The 24,176-nt window shown below is 70.2% G+C and carries 12 protein-coding genes and 1 pseudogene; 6 read left to right on the forward strand and 7 right to left on the reverse strand.

Annotated features, from left to right (window positions below; genetic code table 11):
- Window positions 1-676 precede the first annotated feature (676 nt).
- From FZ025_RS04395 to FZ025_RS04415, 5 genes are all read right to left on the reverse strand, one after another.
- Window positions 677-1,840 carry a zinc-dependent alcohol dehydrogenase gene (locus FZ025_RS04395; protein WP_046980011.1) on the reverse strand — a complete coding sequence of 388 codons (1,164 nt, stop codon included), beginning with the start codon at window positions 1,838-1,840 and terminating at the stop codon, window positions 677-679.
- A 118-nt stretch (window positions 1,841-1,958) separates the two neighbouring features.
- Entirely contained in the window at window positions 1,959-2,183 is a 225-nt protein-coding gene (locus FZ025_RS04400; RefSeq protein WP_244292457.1) for a hypothetical protein, read from the reverse strand.
- Window positions 2,180-10,894: a glycoside hydrolase family 94 protein gene (locus tag FZ025_RS04405; RefSeq protein WP_244292458.1), complete on the reverse strand. Its 8,715-nt coding sequence runs from the start codon at window positions 10,892-10,894 to the stop codon at window positions 2,180-2,182. The genes FZ025_RS04400 and FZ025_RS04405 overlap by 4 nt, the downstream gene beginning before the upstream one ends.
- A gap of 448 nt (window positions 10,895-11,342) precedes the next feature.
- Window positions 11,343-12,086 carry a FadR/GntR family transcriptional regulator gene (locus tag FZ025_RS04410; protein ID WP_046979547.1) on the reverse strand — a complete coding sequence of 248 codons (744 nt, stop codon included), beginning with the start codon at window positions 12,084-12,086 and terminating at the stop codon, window positions 11,343-11,345.
- Window positions 12,087-12,190: 104 nt separating this feature from the next.
- Complete coding sequence (locus FZ025_RS04415) at window positions 12,191-15,118, reverse strand: TonB-dependent receptor (RefSeq protein WP_104557665.1); 2,928 nt, start codon at window positions 15,116-15,118, stop codon at window positions 12,191-12,193.
- Between the two features lie 281 nt (window positions 15,119-15,399).
- On the opposite strand from FZ025_RS04415, the gene FZ025_RS04420 reads away from it, so the two are divergent.
- The 6 genes from FZ025_RS04420 to FZ025_RS04445 all read left to right on the forward strand — a co-directional run bounded on the left by FZ025_RS04420 (window position 15,400) and on the right by FZ025_RS04445 (window position 23,181).
- Window positions 15,400-17,004, forward strand: a complete 1,605-nt coding sequence (locus FZ025_RS04420) for a polysaccharide lyase 6 family protein (protein ID WP_104557839.1) — start codon at window positions 15,400-15,402, stop codon at window positions 17,002-17,004.
- Window positions 17,001-19,241 carry an oligoalginate lyase gene (locus tag FZ025_RS04425; protein WP_046979548.1) on the forward strand — a complete coding sequence of 747 codons (2,241 nt, stop codon included), beginning with the start codon at window positions 17,001-17,003 and terminating at the stop codon, window positions 19,239-19,241. The genes FZ025_RS04420 and FZ025_RS04425 overlap by 4 nt, the downstream gene beginning before the upstream one ends.
- Window positions 19,238-20,557: an MFS transporter gene (locus FZ025_RS04430; RefSeq protein ID WP_046979549.1), complete on the forward strand. Its 1,320-nt coding sequence runs from the start codon at window positions 19,238-19,240 to the stop codon at window positions 20,555-20,557. The genes FZ025_RS04425 and FZ025_RS04430 overlap by 4 nt, the downstream gene beginning before the upstream one ends.
- A 40-nt stretch (window positions 20,558-20,597) precedes the next feature.
- On the forward strand, window positions 20,598-21,350 hold the full coding sequence (locus FZ025_RS04435) for an SDR family NAD(P)-dependent oxidoreductase (protein ID WP_046979550.1): 753 nt from the start codon (window positions 20,598-20,600) through the stop codon (window positions 21,348-21,350).
- A 23-nt stretch (window positions 21,351-21,373) separates the two neighbouring features.
- Window positions 21,374-22,582 carry a GDSL-type esterase/lipase family protein gene (locus tag FZ025_RS04440; protein ID WP_104557667.1) on the forward strand — a complete coding sequence of 403 codons (1,209 nt, stop codon included), beginning with the start codon at window positions 21,374-21,376 and terminating at the stop codon, window positions 22,580-22,582.
- A 248-nt stretch (window positions 22,583-22,830) separates the two neighbouring features.
- The gene (locus FZ025_RS04445; protein WP_104557669.1) at window positions 22,831-23,181 is read left to right on the forward strand and encodes a nucleotide pyrophosphohydrolase; all 351 of its coding nucleotides are present in this window, start codon (window positions 22,831-22,833) and stop codon (window positions 23,179-23,181) included.
- A gap of 92 nt (window positions 23,182-23,273) precedes the next feature.
- Here FZ025_RS04445 and FZ025_RS04450 read toward each other — a convergent pair whose 3' ends face one another.
- Both FZ025_RS04450 and FZ025_RS22210 read right to left on the reverse strand, forming a co-directional pair.
- Window positions 23,274-23,783 carry a DUF6496 domain-containing protein gene (locus FZ025_RS04450; protein WP_158185527.1) on the reverse strand — a complete coding sequence of 170 codons (510 nt, stop codon included), beginning with the start codon at window positions 23,781-23,783 and terminating at the stop codon, window positions 23,274-23,276.
- A 94-nt stretch (window positions 23,784-23,877) separates the two neighbouring features.
- Window positions 23,878-24,027, reverse strand: a pseudogene (locus FZ025_RS22210) (DUF763 domain-containing protein); the annotation flags it as partial.
- Window positions 24,028-24,176: the final 149 nt, after the last annotated feature.

Raw genomic sequence — 24,176 nt, forward strand, 5'->3', positions numbered from 1 at the left:
TGCCTGCCCGACCGCACCATGCGCCCGCATGGCGCGGTTTTCGTTTGCGACGGCGGCGGCGCCAGGTCGCGGCACGGGGGCCCGGCGGGGGCTGCCGGGTCCCGCCGGCCGGCGAGTCGCCGCCCGTGCCGGGGCGGATGCGGACGCCGAACATCGCCCTGCCTAATTTTTCGCCACGTCTCTTGACAGTCTTGTGGCATGCGGCCGCGACAGGCTTATCCACACCCTTATGCAGAAGTCATCCACACCCCGTGTGGACAACGTCGGTGCCGGTGGCACCGCAGCCGCCGTAGCCCAACTGGTTGAAACATAAGCAAATGCACTTGACACCTCTTGACAAACGCGGATCCGCATCCGGGTCCGCTGCTGTCCCGCAACAAACCCGGGACAAAACTTATCCCGAGGCATGTCCGCTGCGCGCGCGGTTCCGCGTGCATGGCTGAATGCGCATTGCCCTGGCGTCGCTCGCCTCCTGCGCAGGCCGCTGGGTCGGCGCCGTCATGAGACGGACATGGCGGCGGGTCGGGGGGGTGCGGGCGCAGCCTCGTGCGCCCAACTCGGCGAGACGCTTCGCGCCCTACCCTCACCCCAACCCCTCTCCCGAGGGGAGAGGGGCTTACAGCCCCTTCGCGGGCAGGTGGCGCGCAGCGCCGATGAGGGTGCGGCGGCGCGCCAGTTACGGCGTCAGGATCACCTTGCGGCAGTCCTGTTCCTTCCTGTCGAAGATCGCGTAGCCGTCGGCGGCCTGCGCCAGGCGCAGGCGATGGGTGATGATCTCGTTCGGCTTGAGCCGGCCTTCGCCGATGTGCCGCAGCAGCTCCGGCAGGAAGCGCTGCACGTGGGTCTGGCCCATCCTGAAGGTCAGCCCCTTGTCGAAGGCGTCGCCGAACAGGAAGCCGTGGATGAAGCCGGCATACACGCCGGGCACGCTGACCGTGCCGCCGCGGCGCGTGGCGGCGATGCACTGGCGCAGCGCGGTGCCGCTGCTGCCTTCCAGCTTCAGCGTGGCCATCACCGTTTCCACGCTGCTGCCCTTGGCCTCGAAGCCGACCGCATCGATGCTCGCGTCCACGCCGCGGCCGTCGGTCTGGCCGACGATGATGTCGGCCGGATCGTCGACCTGCTCGAAATTGAGCGGGATCGCGCCGTAGGTTTTCTGCGCGAAATCCAGCCGGTACGGATAACGATCGACCATGAAGATGCGCTCCGCGCCGAGCATGCGGCAGCACGCCGCGGTCATCAGCCCGACCGGCCCGGCGCCGAAGATCGCCACCGTGCTGCCCTGGCCGACGTCGGCGTTGCGCGCGGCCTGGTAGCCGGTGGGCAGGATGTCGGACAGGAACAGCACCTGCTCGTCGTGCAGCGCGTCCGGCACCACCAGCGGGCCGACGTTGGCCTTGGGCACGCGTACGTATTCGGCCTGGCCGCCGGCCACGCCGCCGTACAGGTGGCTGTAGCCGAACAGCGCCGCCGGCGGACGGATGCCTTTCTGGTTGAGTGCAGCGCCCTTGCCGGTATTGGTGGTCTCGCAGGCGGCGTACTCGGTCAAGCGACAGTGGAAGCACTCGCCGCAGGCGATCACGAACGGGATCACCACGCGGTCGCCTTGCTTCACCCGGGTCACGCCGGGGCCGACCTCTTCGACCACGCCCATGAACTCGTGGCCGAGCACGTCGCCGCTGTGCAGTTCGGGAATCTTGCCGCGGTACAGGTGCAGGTCGGAGCCGCAGATCGCGGTGGCGGTGACCCGCAGCACGATGTCGTCGGCATCGATCAGGACCGGATCGGGAACGGTTTCCACGCGCACGTCTCTGGTGCCGTGATAGGTGAGGGCTTGCATCGGGATGTTCCTCTTGCGACAACGTCTGCCGCAGTGTGGCCGCGGGCAACGTGCAACCCGGGTGACCATGCCGTGAGCCTGGCGTGGCGGCGCAGCGCAGATCGGTTCAGTGCGGCATTCAGGGAGGCAGCATGCGCGCGTCGATCGAATGTTTGGCGAGCATCGCCGCCAGCGCCTGGCGCGCCTGCGCGCGATCGCACGGATCCGCGGCATCCAGCACTTCCTGCGCGAGCACGCTGAACTGCGGCCAGAATTCGGCGGGATGGCGCAGATGCGCGGTCCATTGCGGCAGCATCGCCGCCAAATTGGCCAGCGCCGCCTGGGTCTGCGCCTGCGTGTTCATGCCGGCGCGCGCGGCTGCCGCCATTGCACGCGATGCACCTGGCCGTCGTCGGCCAGCGCGATGCGCGCGTCGTGCTGGCGCACGCCATCCACGAACAGGCCGCTGCCGTCGGCCGCATCGGCGTCGGCGTGCGCGCGATCGGCGGCGCCCTGCAGCAGTTCGATGTGATACGTACTGCTGCCGTGGCGGTACTGCAGTTCGCAGCGCTCCCAGTCGGCCGGCAGGCATGGCCGCAGCTGCAGGCTGTCGCCTTCGCGCTGCAGGCCGAGCAGCGATTCGACCAGCAGCCGGTACATCCAGCCGGCCGAGCCGGTGTACCAGGTCCAGCCGCCGCGGCCCACGTGCGGCGCCACGCCGTAGACGTCGGCGGCGAGCACGTAGGGTTCGACCTTGTAGCGCTCGCTGGCCGCCGCATCCAGGCTGTGCTGGATCGGGTTGATCATCCGCGCCAGTTCCCAGGCGCGTTCGCCGTCGCCGAGGTGGGCGAAGGCCATCGCCGCCCACACCGCCGCATGCGTGTATTGCCCGCCGTTCTCGCGCACGCCCGGCACGTAGCCGCGGATGTAGCCGGGATCGTGCGCGATGCGGTCGAACGGCGGCTCCAGCAGCTGGATCAGGCCGGCGTCGCGCTTGACCAGATGCTGGTCCAGCGCGGCCATCGCCTGCTGCGCGCGCGCCGGTTCGGCCGCGCCGGACAGCACCGACCAACTCTGCGAGATCGAGTCGATGCGACATTCTTCGTTTTGCGCCGAACCCAGCGCGGTGCCGTCGTCGAACCACGCGCGCCGGTACCAGCCGCCATCCCAGGCATGCGCCTCGAGATTGCCGCGCAGCGCATGCCCCGCCGCATCGCACTCGTCGGCGAAAGCGGCGTCGTCGCGGCCGCGCGCCAGCGCCGCGAACTGCTGCAGCACATGGAACAGGAAGAAGCCCAGCCACACGCTCTCGCCCTTGCCGCCCTCGCCCACCCGGTTCATGCCGTCGTTCCAGTCGCCGGTGCCGATCAGCGGCAGGCCGCGTTCGCCGAGCAGCGCCATGCCGCGGCGCAGCGCCTGCACGCAGTGCGCGTACAGCGGCGCACGCTGCGGCGACGGTGACGGCAGGTCGTAGTACGACTCCTCGTCGGCGCCGACGGCACGGCCTTCGATGTAGCGCACGTCTTCGTCGAGCACGCCGCGGTCGCCGGTGACCTGCAGGTAGCGGCACGCCGCCAGCGGCAGCCACAGGTAGTCGTCCGCGCAGCGCGTGCGCACGCCGCGGTCCTGCGGCGGGTGCCACCAATGCAGCACGTCGCCCTGCGGGAACTGGTGCGCGGCACTGGCCAGCAGATGCTCGCGCGCCAGCGCCGGGGTGGCATGGACCAGCGCCATCATGTCCTGCAGCTGGTCGCGGAAGCCGAACGCGCCGCCGGACTGGTAATAGCCGCTGCGCGCCAGGTAGCGGCAGGCCAGGGTCTGGTACGGCAGCCAGCCGTTGACCAGCAGGTCCACGCTGGGATCGGGAGTGTGCACCTGCAGCCCGCCGAGCAGCTGCCGCCAATGGATGCGCACCGCGTCCAGCGCGTCGTGCGCGGCATCGCCGCCGCGCATGCGCCGCGCCAGCTCCAGCGCGGCGGCGTGGTCCTTGCCGGCGCCGAGCCGGAACACGGTCTCGCACTCGGCGCCGGCGGCCAGGCTCAGCGGCACCTGGATCGCCGCGCACGGATCCAGCCCGGCGCCGAGGCGCCCGGACAGGCGTTCGCGGCGCAGCGCCTGCGGGTCGGCCATGTCGCCGTTGCGGCCGAGGAACTCGCTGCGGTCGCCTGTGCAGCTGCGCACGGCCGCATCCACGTCGAAGAACGCGGTGCGCGCGGAGAATTCGGCGTTGTACGGATTGCACGCCAGCAGCGCGCCCTGCGCGCCGTCCTGCGCGCTGACCACGTGCATCTGCGACTTCACCCGCAGATCGCCCAGCACCCATTCCACGTAGCCGGTCGCCGACAGGCGCCGGCTGCGCCCGGACAGGTTGCGCAGCTTGAGCACCGAGAACTTCACCGCCTCGTGCAGCGCCACGTACACCCACAGTTCGCTGGCGATGCCGTCGTGCACGTGCTCGTAGACGCTGTAGCCGAAACCGTGGCGGGTGCGGTAGTCGCCTTCGCCGCGGCGTGGCAGCGGCTGCGGCGACCAGACCCGGCCGCTGTCCTCGTCGCGCAGGTAGAATGCCTCGCCGCAGGCATCGGCGACCGGATCGTTGTGCCACGGCGACAGGCGGAACTCGTGCGCGTTCTCGAACCAGGTATAGCCGGCGGCGCTCTCGCTGAGCACCGTGCCCAGTTGCGCATTGGCCAGCACGTTGGACCACGGCGCCGGGGTCGGCGCGCCCTCGCGCAGCGCGATCAGGTATTCGCGGCCGTCGGCGGCGAAGGCGCCGGTGCCGTTGTCGAACAGCACCTCGGCCTGCGCCGGCGCGAACGGCCACGGATCCGCGTGGATGTCGGCCGCGGCCGCGGGCGGCGCCGGCGCCTGCGCCTGCGCCTGCGCCTCGGCCAGCGCGGCGGCCGGCAGCGGCACCAGTTCGGGCACGCCGCGCGGCGGCGGCAGGTGCCGGCCGATCTGCGCGGCCAGGGTGCCGCGCTGGTCGCTGACGATGACCCGCGCCACCACCTGCAGCAGGATGCGGTCTTCCTGCGAGATGTTCTGCACCGGGCGCACGAAGATGCCGCCGGGGCGTTCCAGCACGCTGGCGTCCGGATCGGCCGCGATCATGCCCAGAATCTGCTCCTGCAGCTGCTGCCGGTAGCCGCTCTGGCTCTCGTTCCAGATCACCAGGTCCGCATGCAGGCCCTTGAGCCGCCAGTACGCGTGCGCCTGCACCATCTGCCGCACCAGCTCGATGTTGTCGGCATCGCCGATCTGCAGCAGCGCGATCGGCAGGTCGCCGGAGATCGCATGGCCCCACAGCCCGGACTGGCCGCGCCGGTTCTGCAACAGCAGTTCGCTGTCGGCGCGCAGCGCCGGATGCACGTACACCATCAGCCCGGCCAGTCGCTCGTACAGCTGCGCATCGGCCTGCGAGGCGTTGATCTGGCGGCGCACCACCTGGCTGTGGGTCCAGGCCAGATCGAACACGCGGTCGGCCAGGCGCCGGTCGCGGTACTTGTCGATCAGCGCCGTGCAGGCGGCGCGGTCGCCGCCGACGCCGTAGACCATGTCGATCATCGCGGTCTGCTCCGGCGCCAGCACGATCCGGCAGCGGATCGCGACCACCGGGTCGAGCACCGAGCCGGCCGTGTCGGACAGTACCGCGTCCTCGCGCAGCGCGCGCGGGCTGCGCGCCGTATTGCCGCGGCCGAGAAAGCGTGCGCGGTCGGTCTCGTAGGAAATCGCGCCGATGTGGGCATCGTGCACCGCCACCAGATGGAACATCCACGGCGCCACCTCGTCGTGCGCGCGGGTGCGCCGCGTGCACAGCAGCGCCTGCGTGTCGCGGGCGATCTCGGTCTGCACGAACAGGTTGCTGAAGGCCGGATGCAGCTCGTCGGCGATGGCCGGCGCCAGCACCACTTCGGCATAGGTGGTGATCTCGATGGTGCGCGGCTGCCGCGAGCGGTTGCTGACCCGCAGCCGGCGCAGTTCGATGTCGTCCTCGGCGGAGATCGCCACTTCCAGGTGCGTGTCGAAGCCGCGCTTGCGACCGCGGAACTCGGCCTTGGCATCGGAGAAGATCGCCTCGTAGTGCTCCACCGCCACCGCGGTGGGCTGGTAGGCGGCCGACCAGTAGTCGCCGCTGTCCACGTCGCGCAGGTAGCAGAAGCTGCCCCAGTGGTCGCGGGTGCCGTCCTCGCGCCAGCGGGTGATGGCCATGTCGCGCATGCGGCTGTAGCCGCCGCCGGCGCTGGTCAGCAGGCCGTGGTAGCGGCCGTTGGAGAGCAGCTGCACCGCCGGCCGCAGCGCGCTGGGATCGCGGAACACGCGCAGCTGGGTCTCGCCCTCGCGCGCGTCCTGGGCATTGCGCTGCGCGGCGCCGTCCGCTTCCAGCGGATGGAATACGCCCACGCGCGGAATCCGTTCCTGCAGCAACAGCAAGGTGGCCTGGAATTCGGCATCGGCGGCGAAGCGCTTCTGCATCGGCTGCTCGCGCAGCAGGTGATCCAGCGCCAGCAGGCCCATGCCCTGGTGATGCGCCATGTACGAGCGGATCAGCGCATGCTCCTGGCCCGGCGGTACCCGGCTGGGGGTGTAGTCGATCGCCTCGTGCAGGCCGAAGCGGCCGCCGAAGCCGGCCGCGGCCAGCCGCTGCAGATTGCTGCAGGCCGCTTCCGGGGCCACCATCAGCGCCATCATGCTGGCGTACGGCGCGATCACCAGATCGTCGCCAAGCCCGCGCTTGAGGCCCAGCCCGGGCACGCCGAACGCGCGGTACTGGTAGTTCATCCGCGCATCGACCGCGTTGTAGCCGGACTCGGACACGCCCCACGGCAGCGCATGCCGCGCACCGTGCGCGATCTGCGCGTTGACCGCATGCACCGCGGTCTGGTCGAGCAAGGTGTCGGCATAGCTGGGCATCACCAGCTGCGGCATCAGGTACTCGAACATCGAGCCGCTCCACGACAGCAGCGTCGCCTCGCCATCGACCTCGGTGAGCTGGCGCCCGAGCGCGAACCAGCTTTCCTGCGGCAGCTGGCCCTGGGCGATGGCGACGAAGCTGCACAGCCGCGCCTCCGACGCCAGCAGGTCGTAATAGCCCTGGTCCAGGCGCCGCTCGTCGACGTTGTAGCCGATCGCCAGCAGGCGCCGCGCCGGGTCGTAGAGGAAGCCGTATTCCATCAGCGACAGCTGCCCGGCGATGTGCGCCAGGCGCTCGAGCTGATGGATGCGCGCGCGCGCGCGCTCGGCCGCCTCGGCGCTGCGGGTCTGCGCCGCCAGCTCACGCAAGGTCGACAGCGGCGTTTCGGTGGCGGCGGACATCGACGCGGCGTCGGGCTGGTCGGCCGCCGTCGCCCATGGCGCGAACTCGCGCAGTTCCTGCTGCGCGGCGCTGCACGCGTCCAGCAAGACCTGCGGCCAGTGCGGCGCCAGCGCATCGGCGGATTGCTCGGCCGTGGGCAGCGGCGGCGGCCACAGTTCGGCGATTGCCGCCGCCTGCGCAGCCAGCGCGCACAGCACCCGCCAGGTTTGCGCCAGCGTGTGCGGCGGGACCGCGCGCAGCACGTCCAGGCGCAGCTCGAAGTCATGCAGCGCCGGCTGCAGCGCGGTAGCCACGACAGGGTCGGCAGCTGCGGCCTCGCGCAGCACGCCAAGCGTGTCGGCCAGGCCGTCGAAGCTGGCCGCAGCCAGCAACGGCGCATCGCACAGCGCCAGCAGGCCCTGGCGCAGGGTCAGCAGATGCCCGGCCAGGTTGCCGCTGTCCACCGTCGACAGGTAGGCCGGCGGCAGCGGCAGCAGGGTCTCGGTGTCGTACCAGTTGTAGAAATGGCCGCGGTGGCGCGGCAGCGTCTCCATCGTCGCCAGGGTCAGCCGGGTGCGCTCGAGCACCCCGCCCGGCTGCAGGTAGCCCAGGTCGTAGGCGGCCAGGTTGCCGAGCAGGGCCAGGCCGATGTTGGTCGGCGAGGTGCGCCGCGCCACCACCAGCTGCGGATGTTCCTGCACGTTGTCCGGCGGCAGCCAATGGTCCTGCGCGCGCATGTGCACTTCGAAGAACGCCCAGGTACGGCGCGACAGCCGGCCGAGGAAGGCGCGCTGCGGCGGCGCCAGCTGCGCGCGACGCGGCGCGGCGGCATGCCCCAGCCACGCCATCAGCACCGGCGCGGCGATCCACAGCGCCAGGATCGGCGCGGCGACCCACAGCGCATGCGGCTGCCGCCAGGCCAGCAAGAGCAGCAGCGCCAGCGCGCACAGCGCCGCCGGTGCCATCCCGCCCAGCTCGGCCGCATTGCCGCGGCCGAGGCTGCGCGCCACATCGCTGGACGCATGCCATTGCAGCAAGTGGCGCCGGCTGAGCAGCACGCGCCACAGCGTGCGCGCGATCGCCAGCGCGGCGTAGCCGGCCTCGTACGGCAGGCAGGCCAGCGCCACCAGCGCGCGCTGCAGCTGCGTCGCCACCGCCTTGGCCAGCGTGCCCAGGTGCATGCGCCAGCCCATGTCCGACGGCTTGGCAACCAGGTCGTGCAGCGCCGGCACCACGATCGGCAGCACGAACAGGCCCAGCAGCCACGCGGTCCACGCCATCGGCCGCGGCAGCCACAGCCAGCCGGTCGCCAGCAGCGCGGTGGCGGCGAGCGGCACCAGGCTGCGGCGCAGGTTGTCCAGCAGCTTGCCGCGCGACAACGTGGACAGCGGATTGCGCCGGTAGCGGCCGGTGGCATCCGGCACCCACGGCAGCAGCCACGGCAGCAGCTGCCAGTCGCCGCGGATCCAGCGCGCGCGGCGCTTCACGTCGGCCGCGTAGCGCGCCGGATAGTCCTCGAACAGGCGCACGTCGCTGACCAGGCCGGCGCGCGCGTAGCAGCCTTCCAGCAGGTCGTGGCTGAGGATGCGGTTGTCGGGCAGGCGGCCGTCGAGCGCCTGCTCGAACGCATCCACGTCGTAGATGCCCTTGCCGACGAACGAGCCTTCGCCGAACAGGTCCTGGTACACGTCGGACACGGTGCGCGTATACGGGTCGATGCCCGGCTCGCTGCCGAACAGGCGCGCATAGCGGGTGATGCGATGGCCGCTCATGCTGCTGCCCACGCTCGGCTGCAGGATGCCGTAGCCGCGGGTCACCCGGCCCAGCGCCGGATCGATGCGCGCGCGGTTCAGCGGGTGCGCCAGGGTCGCGACGAACTCGCGCGCCGCGTCGCGCGGCAGCCGCGTGTCCGCGTCCAGGGTGATCACGTAACGCACCTGCGCCAGCAGCGCGGTCGCGCCGATCACCGCGCTGAAATCGGCATCGGCCGCGCCGCCGCGCAACAGCCGGTTCAGCGCCGCCAGCTTGCCGCGCTTGCGCTCGTGGCCGATCCAGGCGCGTTCGCCGGCGCTCCACAGGCGCGGGCGATGCAGCAGCAGGAAGCGGTCGTCGCTTTCCGGCGCGTAGCGCTGGTTGAGGCGCACGATGTGCTGCGCCGCATGCGCGAGCAGCGCCGCGTCGCCGGGCAGCGTCGCCTGCGCGGCATCCAGGAAATCGGTCAGCAGCGCGAAATGCAGCTGCGCATCGCGGTTGGCCAGGAACCGCACTTCCAGCGCCTCGGCCAGTTCGTCGATCGTGGCTGCGTCGCTGAGCAGGCTTGGCACCACCACCAGGGTGCGTGCGCCGGCCGGCATGCCCTTGGAAAAATCCATCCGCGGCAGCGTGCGCGGCGCCACCAGCAGCGTCGCCGCCCAGTTGACCAGCGCCACGCCCAGTTCGCTGAACACCAGTGCGCCGAGCAGCGCGGTCGTCGCCCACAGCCATGCCGGCACCGCGGCCAGCGCATGCAGCTGCTCGAGCAGGGTCCAGCTGCCGAATGCGGCGATCGCCGCGATCGGCAGCAGATAGACGGGCAGCGGCAACGTGCGCCGCGCCACGTAGGGCCGGCGGCGCGCACGCGGCAGCGCGGCGATCGCCGCCGGCAGGTCGCGCTGGCCGTCGTCGACCAGGTAGTAGCCGACATGGCGCCGGTCGTCCACGGCCGCCGCCTGCGCCAGCTGCAGCACGCACGCGGCCACCGCCTCCTCGCTGGCGCCGCTGCGCCGCGCCAGCAGCTCGACGCTGTGCCGGTAGCTGTCGCGGGTCTGGAAGTCCATCTGCGCGTAGGTGCCGTGCGGGTCGCGGCGCAGATGCGCTTCGACCACGCTCAGCTCCTCGACGAAATCGCGCCAATCCATCGTCGCCAGCAAGCGCAGGCTGGCGATGCTGTTGCTGATCGAGACCTGGTCGGCGGCCTGCTGCTGGCTTTCCGCATGCACCATGTCGTCGATGCGCTGGCCGCCGTCGGCCAGCCACTGCTCGACCCAGGTCACCGGCATCGCCAGCACCCCGCCGCGCCCGTGCAGCCCGCGCACCAGTTCGGCCACGAATGCGCCGGACAGCGGCGGCTGCGAGCGCGCCATGTCCGCGACCACCAGCACCACGCTCTTGGGATCCTGCACGGCGGTGCTGTTGAGCCGTTCGGCCCAGTCGCTGGCCAGGCGGTGGTCGATGCCGTCGCGCATCACCCGCGCCGCGACCCGGCGCAGGTTTTCCAGCAGGCCCAGGCGCAGCATGATCGGAATCGCCCACAGCTCGCCCAGCTTCAGCGGCGTCACCGTCTGGTAGGCGGCGATGAAGCGGCTGGCGGTGTCGGCATCGATGCGCCCGTCGCCGTGGGCGATCGCATCCATCGACAACGCGTAGACCCGCGGCAATCCTGCCGACGCCCCCTGCGCCAGCGCCGGCAGCTGGCGGCTGTAGCCGGCCGGCAGATGCCGCCGCGCGATCAGGATCTGCTCTTCGACCAGGTAGAAGTTGTCCAGCAGCCACTCGCCGGCCGGGGTGACGCGGATGTCGTCGCGGACCATCGCCGCGAGCATCGCCAGGGCGTCGCGCAGCACGTCCTCGTTCTGTTTCAGCCGCGCCAGCAACACCTCGGCGCTGCGCCCGCCGCGCACCCGATGGGTCCGCGCCAGCGCTGCGCCGTGCGCGGCCATCTGTTCGGCGCTGAGCAGCTGCGCGCGCAGCGGCTCTTCGGCCAGCGGCCGCGCGCGGCCATGCCGCAGGAATCGCGCGCGCATGCCGGAGAGGCCACGCCGATAAGGAAGCAGCCGTTTACGCAACGCACGCCAGGGGGACGCCATGATGATCCAGAGGGGCCACAGAGCCCGCATGGCTCCAGACTTAGCAGTCGCGGGCAGCGCCGGGCGTGAATGCGAGCAGCGCGCTGCGCGCCGCTGCCGATCGTGCTGGCGTCGCTGCGCGAGACACAGCCGCGCTGCGGTTGACGCTGCGGTCGACGCGCGGCGCGCCGATGACGTTCAGGTGCCGATGCATGCGTCGCCGCCGCTCGGCGCAATGTGCTGCGATTGCGGTGCGATTGCGCAGAAGGCAGATGCCGCAAAGCTAGGCCAACACGCCCCGACGATGGCCAATGGCGGCGGCGACGGTACGTCGCGCGCGCACCGCGTACGCGCATGACGCCGCAGCGCCGACAACGGAGGCGTTACGCCAGCAGCGACGACCGGCTCAGATCCGCGTGGTGGCCAGGAAGCGCTCGCGGTCCTGCTGGGTGCGGCGGCGGATCTCGGCCAGGGCCTGGCTCTCGGTGGCTTCCAGCATCGACTCGAACAGGCGCTGGAAGTGATTGCGCATCGCGTTGCGCGAGGCGGCCGGATCGCGCGTCTTCAACGCCTCCAGGATCGCGGCGTGCTCGTCGGTGCGGGTCGCATCGTGCTGGTGGCAGACGTGCGCATACACCTGGCGCACCCGCGGCAGTTCGTTGCGCATGCGCCAGATCAGGTGGATGCAGTATTCCACCACCGGGTTGCCGGACAGGCGCGCGATGCTCAGATGGAAACGGCGGTCGTATTCGCCGGCCATTTCCTCGGTGGTGGCCGGATCGGACATCGCCGTCACCAGGGTCTGCAGTTCCTCGATGTCGGCGTCTGTCAGCCGGCCGGCGGCCAGCGCCGCGGCTTCGGCCTCGATCACCGTGCGCGCGGCGGTCAGGTCGAAGGCGGTGACGTCGGGCAGCGCGCCCTGCGCATCGATCGGGCGCGGCCGCACGTACACGCCCGAGCCGGTCTTGATCGCGATCCAGCCCTGCGCTTCCAGCGCGATCTCGGCCTCGCGGATGGTCACCCGGCTGACCCCGAACCGCTCGGCCAGATCGCGCTCGCCCGGCAGCCGCGAACCGGTCGGGAATTCTCCCGATTCGATCAGCGTCAGGATCTTTGCGGCGATGGATTGGTAGAGGCGGCTTTCGGACATTCGAGCATGGACCCGTCGGTGAATTCCACAGCGGCGCCGGGACGACGCGCCGGCGCCTGCTGCGGCTCGAAAAACGGCGCGACCCGGGAGCCGCGCCGCTGCGTTCAGAACTTGTATCGTACACCGAAATATGCGCGCCGCCCGTAGCTCACGTACTCGCGGAAGTTGCCGTAGACAGGCTGGGATGCGACGCGCGGTTCGTTGGTCAGATTCATCAGTTCCAGCGACAGCGACAGCTGCTTGGTGACCCGGTAGCGGGCGCGGAAATCCACGCTGGTGTTGTCGTCGTAGTAGCGGTTCTGCTGCGCGGTGTTGCCGGTGAAGTCCTGGTAGTACTTGGAGCGGTACTTGCCGATCGCCTGCATGTCGAAGCGGCCCAGTTCCCAGTACAGCGAGCCGGACAGCACATGCCGCGAGAAGCCGCTGAGCCCGGCCGGGCTCACGATCGCCGGAATCACCGTGCCGGTGACCGCATCCACCTGCTCGCCCAGGCGCGGATCCTGGGTCTCGTAGTCGGTGTCGGCGTAGTTGTAGCTGAGCTTGAAACCGAGCCCGTCCAGCGGCTTGGGCAGGTAGGAGAAGCGGTGCGCGGCGCTGAGCTCGAAGCCGGTCAGCGTGCTCTTCTTGTCGGTGGTCACCTGCCGCGGCACCGCCACGGTCACGCTCTGTCCATCGACCACGAAGGTCTCGTCGAACAGCCCGGTCTCGGTGCCGCCGTTGAACTGCTTCCAGTACACCGCGCCGGCCAGCATGCTGTCCTCGTTCGGATACCACTCCAGCGACACGTCGCCGTTCCAGGACATCAGCGGCTTGGCCTCGGGATTGCCGGTGGCGGTGATGCCGGCCAGCGCTTCCTCCAGGCTGGTGAAGTTCTCGGTGCCGGTGAGGTTGACGTTGCGGCCCGAACCCAATGCGGCGATGTCCGGACGCGACATCGCGCGGTAGCCGGCCAGGCGCAGCAGCAGGTTGTCGCGCAGCTCGAAGGAGGCATTGGCGCTGGGCAGCAGCTTGTCGTTGCCGGCCTTGTCGACCAGGGTCTGATAGGTACCGGTCGGCTGCAGGCGCAAGGTGCCGGCGCCGTTGTCGATCAGCTCCAGGTCGGCGCGCACGCCTTGCGAGCGCACGTCGGTCTTGACCCAGCGCACGCCCATATTGCCCGACACCGGCAGCCCGAACAGTTCGCTGCGGAAGTCGGCCATCAGGAACAGCGCCTTGGTCTTCTCCACCACATCGACGTTGTTCGGATCCATGTAGTTCGGGTCCACGCCGGTGGCGCTGCTGCCGCGGAACGCTTCGTATAGGCAGCTCGGATCGAAATAGGCCCAGCTGGAGATGGTGTTGCCGCTGGCGTCGTCGAGGAAGTCGTCCTGCGGGAACGCCGCGCGGCAGGCCTGGTTGGCGGCGACGATCTGCGCGCGCCCGGCGCCGCTGGAGGCGATGTCGGTGGTGATGGTGTTGTCGAAGTAGCTGTAGTCGGCCTGGCTGGCGCGCAGGCCGAAGCTGAGCTTGGTCAGCAGGCCGTCCTCGGGCAGGTAGCTGACGTCGAAGCGGCCGGCACGGATGCGGTGATCGTTCTTTTCCTCTTCGGAGGTGATCCGCGCCGCGCCGGTGTAGGCGTCCCAGTCGTTGACGTCGAACGCCGGATCGAGCGCGATGCTCGGCACGTCGCCGCGGTTGTCCCAGTCGTAGTTGACGTAGCCGGTGGCGCCGCTGCTGATCCCCGGCACCACTGCGTTGTTGACGTCGCGGGCGTTGGCGCGCAGCCGGGTCATGCGCTGGGTGTCCTCGCGCACGGTGTGCGAGTAGGACAGGTCGGTGGCGATCTCCCAGGCCACGCTCGGGCGCAGCACGATGTTGAGGCCGCCGCCGGTGTATTCCTCGTTGCGGTCGTACAGGGTCGAGGTGGAGTCGATCGAAGTGTTGCCGGAATAGCTGCGCAGCACGCCGTTGTCGTCGACCTGCCGATCGACGATGCCGCGGCGGGTGTTGGACAGGCTCAGGTCGGAACGTTTTTCGTGCCAGTTGCGGTCGGTGTGTTCGTAATCGACATTGACCTCGAGCACGTCGTTGGGCTTCCACTGCACCGCGGCGAACTCGGACTGGCGGTCGTTGCGCTCCTGCTTGAGCCGGTAGATGCGGCTGCTCGGCACCAGGTAGTACGGCGCGCCGTTGGCGATGGCGTTGGCGCCGACCTCGGCGCAGTTGGCGTTGCGCACGTTCTGGGTGCCGTCGCAGGCGTACCAGGTCGAGCCGCTGGTCATGCTCTCTTCCGGATCGGTGCCGTCCAGCGCCTGCAGGCCGATCGATACGCCGAGCTTGCCGCCGTTGGCGAATTCGAACTGGTCGATGTAGCTGGCGGTGCCGCGCCAGCCGATGCCGTCCTTGTCGCGATATTTGTTGTCGTACTCGGCCCAGCTGCCGCGCGCGTCGAGCTGGAGCGCGCGCTTGCCGTAGTCCAGCGGCTTCAGCGTCTCCAGGCCGATGGTGCCGGCGACGCCGCCTTCGATCAGGTCCGCGCGCTGGGTCTTGTAGATGGCCACGGTGTTGATCAGTTCGGCCGGGAACATGTTGAAGTTCACCGAGCGGTCGCCGCTGCCGTTGGTGATCTCGCGGCCGTTGAACTGGGTGCTGCTGAGGAACGCGCCCAGGCCGCGGATGGAGATCTCCGAGGCGCCGGTCTTGTCGCGGGTGGAGGCGGCGCCGGTCAGCGTCTCGATCGCATCGGCCAGCGACGGCGCCGGCAGGTCGCCGATGTCCTCGGCCGAGAGCACGTCGGAGATCACTGTGTCGTCGCGCTTCTTGTTGATCGAGGACTGGATCGAGCCACGGATGCCGGTGACCTGCACCTGGTCCAGCGTCGTCGCCCCGCTGGTCGGTGCCGGCGCCGTGGCGGTCTCGGCCGCAGCGGTCGGCGCGTCCTGCGCCCAGGCCACGCCGCTGGTCAACGAGGCCGCGATGGCGCAGGCCAGGGCGCTGCGCAATGTGCGCGCGCCGGCGCGTCTGGCGGACGGGGCCGCATAGGGGTGCCGCATGGTCTCTCCTCCCGAGTGAACGCCGTAAGGGCTACGACTTGGGAGCGGAGCCTTTACTCGTCCATGACCAATGTCAATAAATTGGTAGAAATATCCGTCCAGGCCAATTGGTACGTACGATTGATCTAATTTTATGTGCGCTTGCAGCACGGATTCCGCGCCAAATTACCTTTCCAGATAAATGATTTTTGGTATGCAAATCTGGTTGACGAGTGTTCGACCTCTGCTACCATCCGGCCCACGGCGGCGCCGCCACGGCACGCATCGAGAGGAGGCAGACCATGGCATCGAACGCCGCGTGCAACCGCTTCGCCCTGCTGTTCCTCGCGCTCGCCGCCGGCCAGGCCGATGCCGCCGACATCCTCGTCGCCACCCCGGCCGAGTACCGCGCCGCCACCGGCGCCCTGCAACCTGGCGACCACGTGATCCTGGCCAACGGCGAGTGGCGCGACTTCCAGATCGTGTTCGCCGGCACCGGCACCGCCGCGCAGCCGATCCGGCTGAGCGCGCAGACCCCCGGCCAGGTATTCATCACCGGCCAGTCCAATCTGCGCATGGCCGGCGCCTACCTGGTGGTCAGCGACCTGGTGTTCCGCGACGGCTACAGCCCGACCGAGGCGGTGCTGTCCTATCGCGTTTCCAGCAAGGAGCGTGCGCGCCACAGCCGCATCACCCGGGTCGTGGTCGACCGCTTCAACCAGCCCGAGCGCAGCCGCTCGGACAACTGGGTGGCCATGTACGACAGCCACAACCGTTTCGACCACAACCAGCTGGTCGGCAAGAACAACGCCGGCCCGACCATGGTGGTGGTCCGCGATGCGGTGCAGGGCCTGGACAACCGCCACCGCATCGACCACAACTGGTTCGGCCCGCGCCCGAACCTGGGCGCCAACGGCGGCGAGACCCTGCGCATCGGCACCAGCAACGACGCCAGCTCCGATTCCAACTCGCTGGTCGAGAACAACTGGTTCGAAGGCTGCGACGGCGAGGTGGAGGTGGTCTCCAACAAGTCCGGCGGCAACACCTACCGCGGCAACGTGTTCAAACGCTCGCGCGGCGCCTTGGTGCTGCGCCACGGCGACGGCAACCTGGTCGAGGACAACGTGTTCTTCGGCGACGGCAAGGACGGCACCGGCGGCATCCGCGTCATCAACCGCAGGCAGACGGTGCGCAACAACTACCTGGAAGGGCTGGCCGGCGACGGCTATTCCTCGGCGCTGAGCATCATGTACGGCGTGCCCGATTCGCCGGCCAATCGCTACGTGCAGGTGCAGCAGGCGTTGATCGAGCACAACAGCTTCGTCGCCAGCAAGCAGCTGTTCTTCGGCGCCGGCAAGGACGACGAGCGCACTGCCGCGCCGATCGACAGCGATTTCGCCGAGAACCTGATCGTCGCCGAACGCGACCCGGTGCGCGTGCTCGGCGACCTGTCCGGCATCGCCTTCGCCGGCAACCTGCAGAGTCCGGCCGCCTCGCCGCGGCTGCCCGGCGGCGGCGCCGGCCGCACGCTGACGATGACGCGCGCGACGAGCGGCCTGCTGGTCGCCGCGGATGCCGGCGGCATCGGCGCCGATCCGGCGCTGAGCTACATTCCGCGCGAGGACGTCGGCGTGGCCTGGTACGCCAAGGAGACGCTGCCGCAGATCGACGGCGGCGCCGCGCCGGACGCCGTGGGCGATGCGGTGATCCGCACCGCGCCCGGTTCCAATGCCGCCAACTACGCGTTGATCGTCGAGCACAGCCGCATCCACGGCCTCGCCGGCAACCGCGGCTTCGACGCGATCGCGCCGGGCAAGGGCACCCTGGCCGAGCGCATCGCCACCCGCAACCAATTCCGCGGCACCCCGGCCTTGCCGGCCACTGCCGGCGCGGAGCCATTGCGATGACCCGATCCACTCGCCTGCTGCTGGTGCTGGCCGTCGCCGCCAGCGCGCCCGCCGCCTGGGCCGCGCCTGCCGCCAAGCCCGCCGCCGCGCCGGCCAGCGTCAGCGCTGCCAGCGACGCCGCGCCGGTGCTGATCAGCGCGGCAGAATGGCGGCAGATGGCCAGCGATGGCGCGCGCTACCCGCTGTTCGCGCGCGAACAGGCACGCGCCGAAGCCAGCCTGCGCAAGGCCATGCAGGCGGGCATCGACGTGCCGCTGCCGAAGGACCCCGGCGGCGGCGCCAGCCACGAGCAGCACAAGCGCAACTACCAGGCGATCCAGGCCGCCGGCGCGCTGTACCGGCTCAGCGGCGAGCGCGCCTACGCCGACTACGCACGCGACCTGCTGCTGGCCTACGCCAGGCTGTATCCGACCCTGGGCGCGCATCCGGCCGGGCGCGGCCAGGTGCCGGGCCGGCTGTTCTGGCAATCGCTCAACGACTCGGTGTGGCTGGTCTACGCCGCGCAGGGCTACGACGCGATCCGCGACAGCCTCAGTCCCGCCGAACGCAGCACCATCGACGCGCAGGTGTTCCGGCGCATGGCGCGCTTCCTGTGCGACGAAAGCGCCGACAACTTCGACAAGATCCACAACCACGCCACCTGGGCGGTGGCCGCGGTCGGCATGACCGGCTACGTGCTGCGCGATCGGACGCTGGTGGACAAGGCGCTGCGTGGCAGCAGGCAGGACGGCAGCGCCGGCTTCCTCACCCAGATCGACCAGTTGTTCTCGCCCGACGGCTACTACGCCGAAGGCCCCTACTACCAGCGCTACGCGCTGGCGCCGTTCGTGCTGTTCGCCAATGCGATCGAACGCAACCAGCCGCAGCAGCAGATCTTCCAGCGCCGCGACGGGGTGCTGCTGAAGGCGGTCGATACATTGGTGCAGAGCAGCTACGCCGGCTACTTCTTCCCGCTCAACGACGCGATCCTGGACAAGGGCCTGGACACCGAGGAACTGGTCGCCGGGCTCGGCATCGCCTATGCGCAGAGCCACGACGCGCGGCTGCTGTCGATCGCGCAACGCCAGCAGCGCGTGCTGCTCACCCCCGAGGGCCTGGGCGTGGCCGCGGCGCTGGCGCAGGACCAGGCCAAGCCGTTCGCGTTCCGCTCCACGCTGCTGCGCGACGGCGCCAACGGCACGCACGGCGCGCTGGCGATCCTGCGCGCCGGCGGCGAGGACGGCCAGACCCTGGTGATGAAGAACACCTCGCAGGGCATGGGCCACGGCCACTTCGACAAGTTGAACTGGCTGTTCTACGACAATGGCCAGCGCGTGGTCAGCGACTACGGCGCGGCGCGCTTCCTCAACGTGGAAGCCAAGTCCGGCGGCATCTACCTGCCGGAGAACAGCAGCTGGGCCAAGACCACGGTGGCGCACAACACGCTGGTGGTGAACGAGCGCAGCCACTTCGACGGCGACTGGCGCGTGGGCGAGGACCATGCGCCGACGCCGCTGCTGTTCGCCCACGACGACGACACCCAGATCGTGTCCGCGCGCATGGACCATGCCTACGAGGGCGTCAGCTTCACCCGCACCCAGGCGCTGCTGACCCATCCGGAGCTGGGCCTGCCGATCGTGATCGACCTGCTGCGCGTGCACGGCGCCAAGCCGGCGCGCTACGACCTGCCGCTGCATTTCAACGGCCACATCATGCAGGTCGGCTTCGACGCCAAGCGTGCGCTGGCCGAGCGCCCGGTGCTGGGCAAGGCCAACGGCTACCAGCACCTGTGGGTGGACGCGAGCAGCGAACCGTCGCCGGCCCCGCGCAGCCTGAGCTGGCTGCTGGACGGGCGCTTCTACAGCTATCGCTTCGGCAGCAGCGCGCCGTCGCGCGCGATCCTGGCCGAGAGCGGCGCCAACGATCCGGACTTCAACCTGCGCCGCGAACCGATGCTGCTGCAGCGCGTGGACGGCCAGGCCGATGTCAGCTTCTTCGGCGTGCTGGAGCCGCACGGCGAATACAACGGCAGCGCCGAATACGTGCACGGCGCCGACAGCCGCATCCGCGACATCGCCCGCGTGCGCGGCGACGATGCCGAGGTGATCGTGCTGACCCTGGCCTCGGGCAAGACCCTGGCGCTGGCGGTGGCCGACGATGCCGCCACCGAGCGCGAGCACAGCGTGCAGGCGCAGGGCCAGCGCTATGCCTGGCGCGGCGGCTATGCGCGCTTGGACCGCGCCGCGGGCGGCAAATGAGCACGCCCGCCTCCGCCGCCGCCAGGCCGGGCAAGCCAACCAAGCGCAGCGCGGTGCGCTGGATGATCGTCGGCCTGATCGCGGTGGCCACGGTGATCAACTACATCGACCGCAACGCACTGGCGGTGATGTGGCCGGCGATCTCGCAGGACATCGGCGCGACCAAGGAAGACTATGCGCTGCTGGTGACGATCTTCATGCTGTTCTACGCGGCCGGCCAGTTCGTGTTCGGGCGCCTGTTCGACATCATCGGCACGCGCATGGGCTTCGCGCTGTCGATCGCGGTGTGGTCGGTCTCGATCGCGCTGCATGCGCTGACCCATTCGATCGTCTCCTTCAGCGTCGTGCGGGCGATGCTCGGCATCAGCGAGGCCGGCGCCTGGCCGGGCGCGGTGAAGGCCAACGCCGAGTGGTTCCCTGCGCGCGAGCGCGCGCTGGCGCAAGGCATCTTCAACGCCGGCGCCTCGATCGGCGCGATCGTGTCGGCGCCGCTGATCGCGCTGCTGTTCCTGTGGCTGGGCTGGAAAGGCAGCTTCGTGCTGGTCGGCGCGCTCGGCTTCGCGTGGCTGCTGCCGTGGCTGGTGATCTACCGCGCCGGCCCCGACAAGCACCCGTGGGTGGATGCCGCCGAACGCGCGCTGATCCTGGACGCGCCGGCCGACGCCGGCGCATCGGCCAAGCCCGCCTACCTGCCGAGCCTGCGCCAGATCATGTCGTACCGGCAGAGCTGGGGCATCGTGCTGGCGCGCTTCTTCATCGACCCGATCTGGTGGCTGTTCGTGTCGTGGCTGCCGATCTACCTGGCCGAGACCTTCCATTTCGACATCAAGCAGATCGGCGCGTTCGCCTGGGTGCCGTTCGTCGGCGCGATGCTCGGCAGCCTGTCCGGCGGCTGGCTGTCCGGGCGCTTGATCGCGGCCGGCTGCAGCGTGGACCGCGCGCGCAAATGGACCATCACCCTGGGCGGGGCGATCATGGCACCTGCGCTGCTCGGCGCGGTGCTGGCCGCCGATCCGACCATCGCGGTGCTGACCATCGCCGCGGTGCTGTTCGGTTTCCAGATCGCGATCGGCAACATCCAGACTCTGCCCGGCGACCTGTTCGACGGCAAGTCGGTCGGCTCGCTGGCCGGCATCGGCGGCATGGCCGCGGTCGCCGGCACCCTGATCACCACCTGGCTGGTGCCGGTGATGACCGCCCACTCCTACGCACCGATGTTCATCCTGGTCGCCGCGCTGGTGCCGGCCTCGTTGGCCGCGCTGTGGCTGGTGACCGGCCGCATCGAAAAACTCGACGATCCCGCCACGCGCGGCTGATCGCCTTCCCATCCCCCACACCGCAAGGACTCATCGCATCATGCAATTCAACGACAAGGTGGCCATCGTCACCGGCGGCGGCCGCGACATCGGCCGCGAGGTTTCGCTGAAGCTGGCCGCGGCCGGCGCCAAGGTGTGCATCAACTACGCCAACGACGCGGCCAGCGCCGAAGAAACCCTGCGCCAGATCCAGGCCGCCGGCGGCCAGGCCATCGCGCACTGCGCCGATGCCGCCAACGCGCAGGCCGTGGCCGGGTTGGTCGCGGCGACGCAGCAGGCGTTCGGCGCGCGCATCGACATCCTGGTCAACGTCGCCGGCGGCATGCTCGCGCGCAAGCCGCTGGCCGACATCGACGAAGCCTTCTTCCACCAGGTCATGGACCTCAACCTGAAGTCGGTGTACCTGACCACGCAGGCGGTGGCCCCGCACATGCAGGCGGGCGCGGCGATCGTCAATTTCGCCTCGCTGGCCGGCCGCGACGGCGGCGGTCCCGGCGCGGCGATCTACGCCACCGCCAAGGCCGCGGTGATGACCTTCTCGCGGGCCATGGCCAAGGAACTGGGCGCGCGCGGCATCCGCGTCAACGCACTGTGCTGCGGCATGATCGCGACCCGCTTCCACGACGACTTCACCAAGCCGGAAGTGCGCGCCTTCGTCGCCAACGCCACCCCGCTGCGCCGCGAAGGCCGCGCCGAGGAAGCCGCCGATGCGGCGCTGTACCTGGCCTCGGATGCGGCCAGCTTCATCAACGGCGCCAACCTCGACGTCAACGGCGGCGTGTATTTTTCCTGATCACTGCGTAGGAGCCACGCTTAATGTTCTTGCGATCCCCGCGCTTGCGGCAGTTGTTGTGGAAAGTCGCGGCGGCCGCCGCGCTCGGATTGTGCCTGGCCGCACCGGCGGCGGCGCAGCAGACCGCGCATTGGCTGCCGGCCTGGATCGCCTCGCCCACGCCGGACCGGCTCGACGGTCCGGCCGGCAGCTCGCTGCAGTTCGAGCGGCAGAGCGTGCGCCAGGACATGCGCCTGGGCACGGCCGCGCAGGCCTTGCGCTTCCGCATCAGCAACGAACTGGGCACCGCGCCGCTGAAGATCGGCGCAGCGTCGGTGCGCCTGGCCGGTGCAACCCCGCCGGCGCAGCCGGTGCTGTTCGACGGCCGCGGCGAGATCGTGCTGCCGCCCGGCGGCGTCCTGCTCAGCGACCCGGTGGCGCTGCGCGCGCCGGCATTGGCCGAGGTCGCGCTGACCCTGTACTTCCCCGATGCCACGCGGCCGGCGGTGCGCCGCACCGCGCTGCGCGTGGCCGAGGGCAATGTCGAGGTGAGCGAGGCCACCGCGCTGAGCTACCGGCAGAACGTGGTGTCGGCGGTGTATGCGCAGACCACCGCATCGCCAAGGGTGGTGGTGGCGCTGGGCGATTCGATCACCGAAGGCGCCACCGCCGGCCGCGGCAGCAATGGCGACTGGCCGGCGCTGCTGGGCAAGCGCCTGGAGCAGGCCTGCCCGGGCCAGGTGGTGGTGCTCAACGCCGGCATCAGCGGCAACAAGCTGCTCGACGCCGGCCGCAGCCCCAGCGCGCTGGCGCGCCTGGACCGCGATGTGCTGGCGCTGCCCGGCGTCACCCACGTGGTGCTGTTCGAAGGCATCAACGACATCCGCCACAGCGGGCCGCCGGCGTTCGCGCCCGGGCGCACGGCCGCGGACATGCAGCTGGGCTACCGGCAGGTGGTCGAACGCCTGCGCCAGCACGGCATTGCCGGCATCGGCGCCACGCTGACCCCGTTCGGCGCATCGGAACGCTACGAACCGGTGTCGGCCGCGACCCGCCAGGCCTTGAACGGCTTCATTCGCGATGGCAGGACGTTCGCCGCGGCGATCGACTTCGACGCGATCCTGCGCATGCCCGACAACCCCGAATCGCTACCGCCCGCCATCACCCGCGACCACCTGCATCCCGACGGCGCAGGCTATGCGCGCATGGCCAACGCCATCGACCTGTCGCTGTTCGGCTGCAAACCGCGCTGACGGCGCGAAGCCGGCGGCGCCGCTGCCGCGACCGGCGCAAGTTCGCCAGCGCTTTTTCCATCCGCGATCCGCGGCGCTGTGACTCCGGGTGGCCTCGGGCCATCAGTCGCGACGGGCATTACCGCTAACGCCCGTCGCGACCGATGGACGCAGGGAACCGGTAGCTGAGGTTGCGCCGTCGCCGCAGGGCACGGCGACCGGATCCGGCGCTGCATTACCATGCGGTTTCCCGCCCGCGAACCCACCCCATGCCCGACAGCCTCCACGACCTGCAAGCCGCCCAGCGCGCGTTCGCCGACGCACGCGATTGGGGCCAGTTCCATACCCCGCGCAACCTGGCCGCGGCGCTGTCGGTCGAGGCGTCGGAACTGCTCGAGCATTTTCAATGGCTCACCGACGAACAGAGCCGGCAGCTGTCGGACGACAAGAAGGCCCAGGTCGGCAGCGAAGTGGCCGACGTGCTGCTGTACCTGCTGCAGCTGTGCGACAAGCTGGGCATCGACCCGATCGAGGCCGCGCGGCAGAAGATGCAGGTGAACGCGAACAAGTACCCGGTCGAGCGCGCCAGGGGGCGCATCACCAAATACACCGAGCTTTGAACGCCCGCCCGCGCCGATCCATGGCGATGCGCGGCCGCCGGCCATCGCTGCGGCCGCCGGCCTGCGCGATCCGCGGACTCAACCCTTAGCCCTTAGGCTTTCCTGGACGCGCGCTTGGCGCCGGCCGCCTTCCTGGCCGCGGCCTTGCGCACGGCCGGCGCCTTGGTCTGCGCAGCCTTCTTCGCCGCGGCCGAACGGCTGGACGCAGTGCGCTTGCTGGCCGCTCGCTTGGCCTGCGCCGACAACGCCTGCTTGCCGACCGTCTGCGTGGCGCTCTTGCCCTTGCTCGCCGTCGTGAGCGCCTTCCTGGCGCCGCGCGAACGCGTCGGCGCCGGCCTGGCCTTGCCGGCACCCCTGCGTTCTTCCTTGGCGACCTTCTGCTTGGTCGCCTTGGACGCGGTCTTCGCCGCGCCGGTCTTGACCCCGGCGCGGCGCGCCCTGGACAGGCCGATCGCGATCGCCTGCCTGGTCGATTTCACCTCGGTCTTGCCCGCGCGCACCCGCTCGATCTCCTCGCGGACGAATTCGCCGGCCTGGGTGCTGCCCGCCTTGCCCGCGCGCTTGTCGCGCCTGGCATGGGCAGCGGTGGCTTGCGTTGGCATGAGGTTGCCCTGCAACCGGCCACAACGGCCATCGCGGCAGGTGTAGCAAGCGGAAAGTAAAGCACCGGCATACGCCGTGCGAAGCCGACGTCCAGTGCGCGCCGCGGCGCTCTTCGGCGATGAACGCCTCGACCGACGGCCCGCGCGCGTGCGGCTCCAGCAATCGCGCCTGCGCATCCAGGCGGCGGATCGCATCGCGTGTTTCCTCGCGGCCCAACTTGGCCTGCGCCACCGCAGTCTTCAGGAAGTCGTGACTCCTTCCCACACCGCATGCAGTCGGGGCTGAAGCCCCTCCCACAAAAACCCGGACCGCCGCGGCTGCGGCTACACGCGCCTAAGGCGACGACGCGGTCAGGGTGCGTGCAAGGACAACACACGCTGCGATGGACCGGT

This window comes from Xanthomonas hyacinthi (assembly GCF_009769165.1).
Classification (GTDB): domain Bacteria; phylum Pseudomonadota; class Gammaproteobacteria; order Xanthomonadales; family Xanthomonadaceae; genus Xanthomonas_A; species Xanthomonas_A hyacinthi.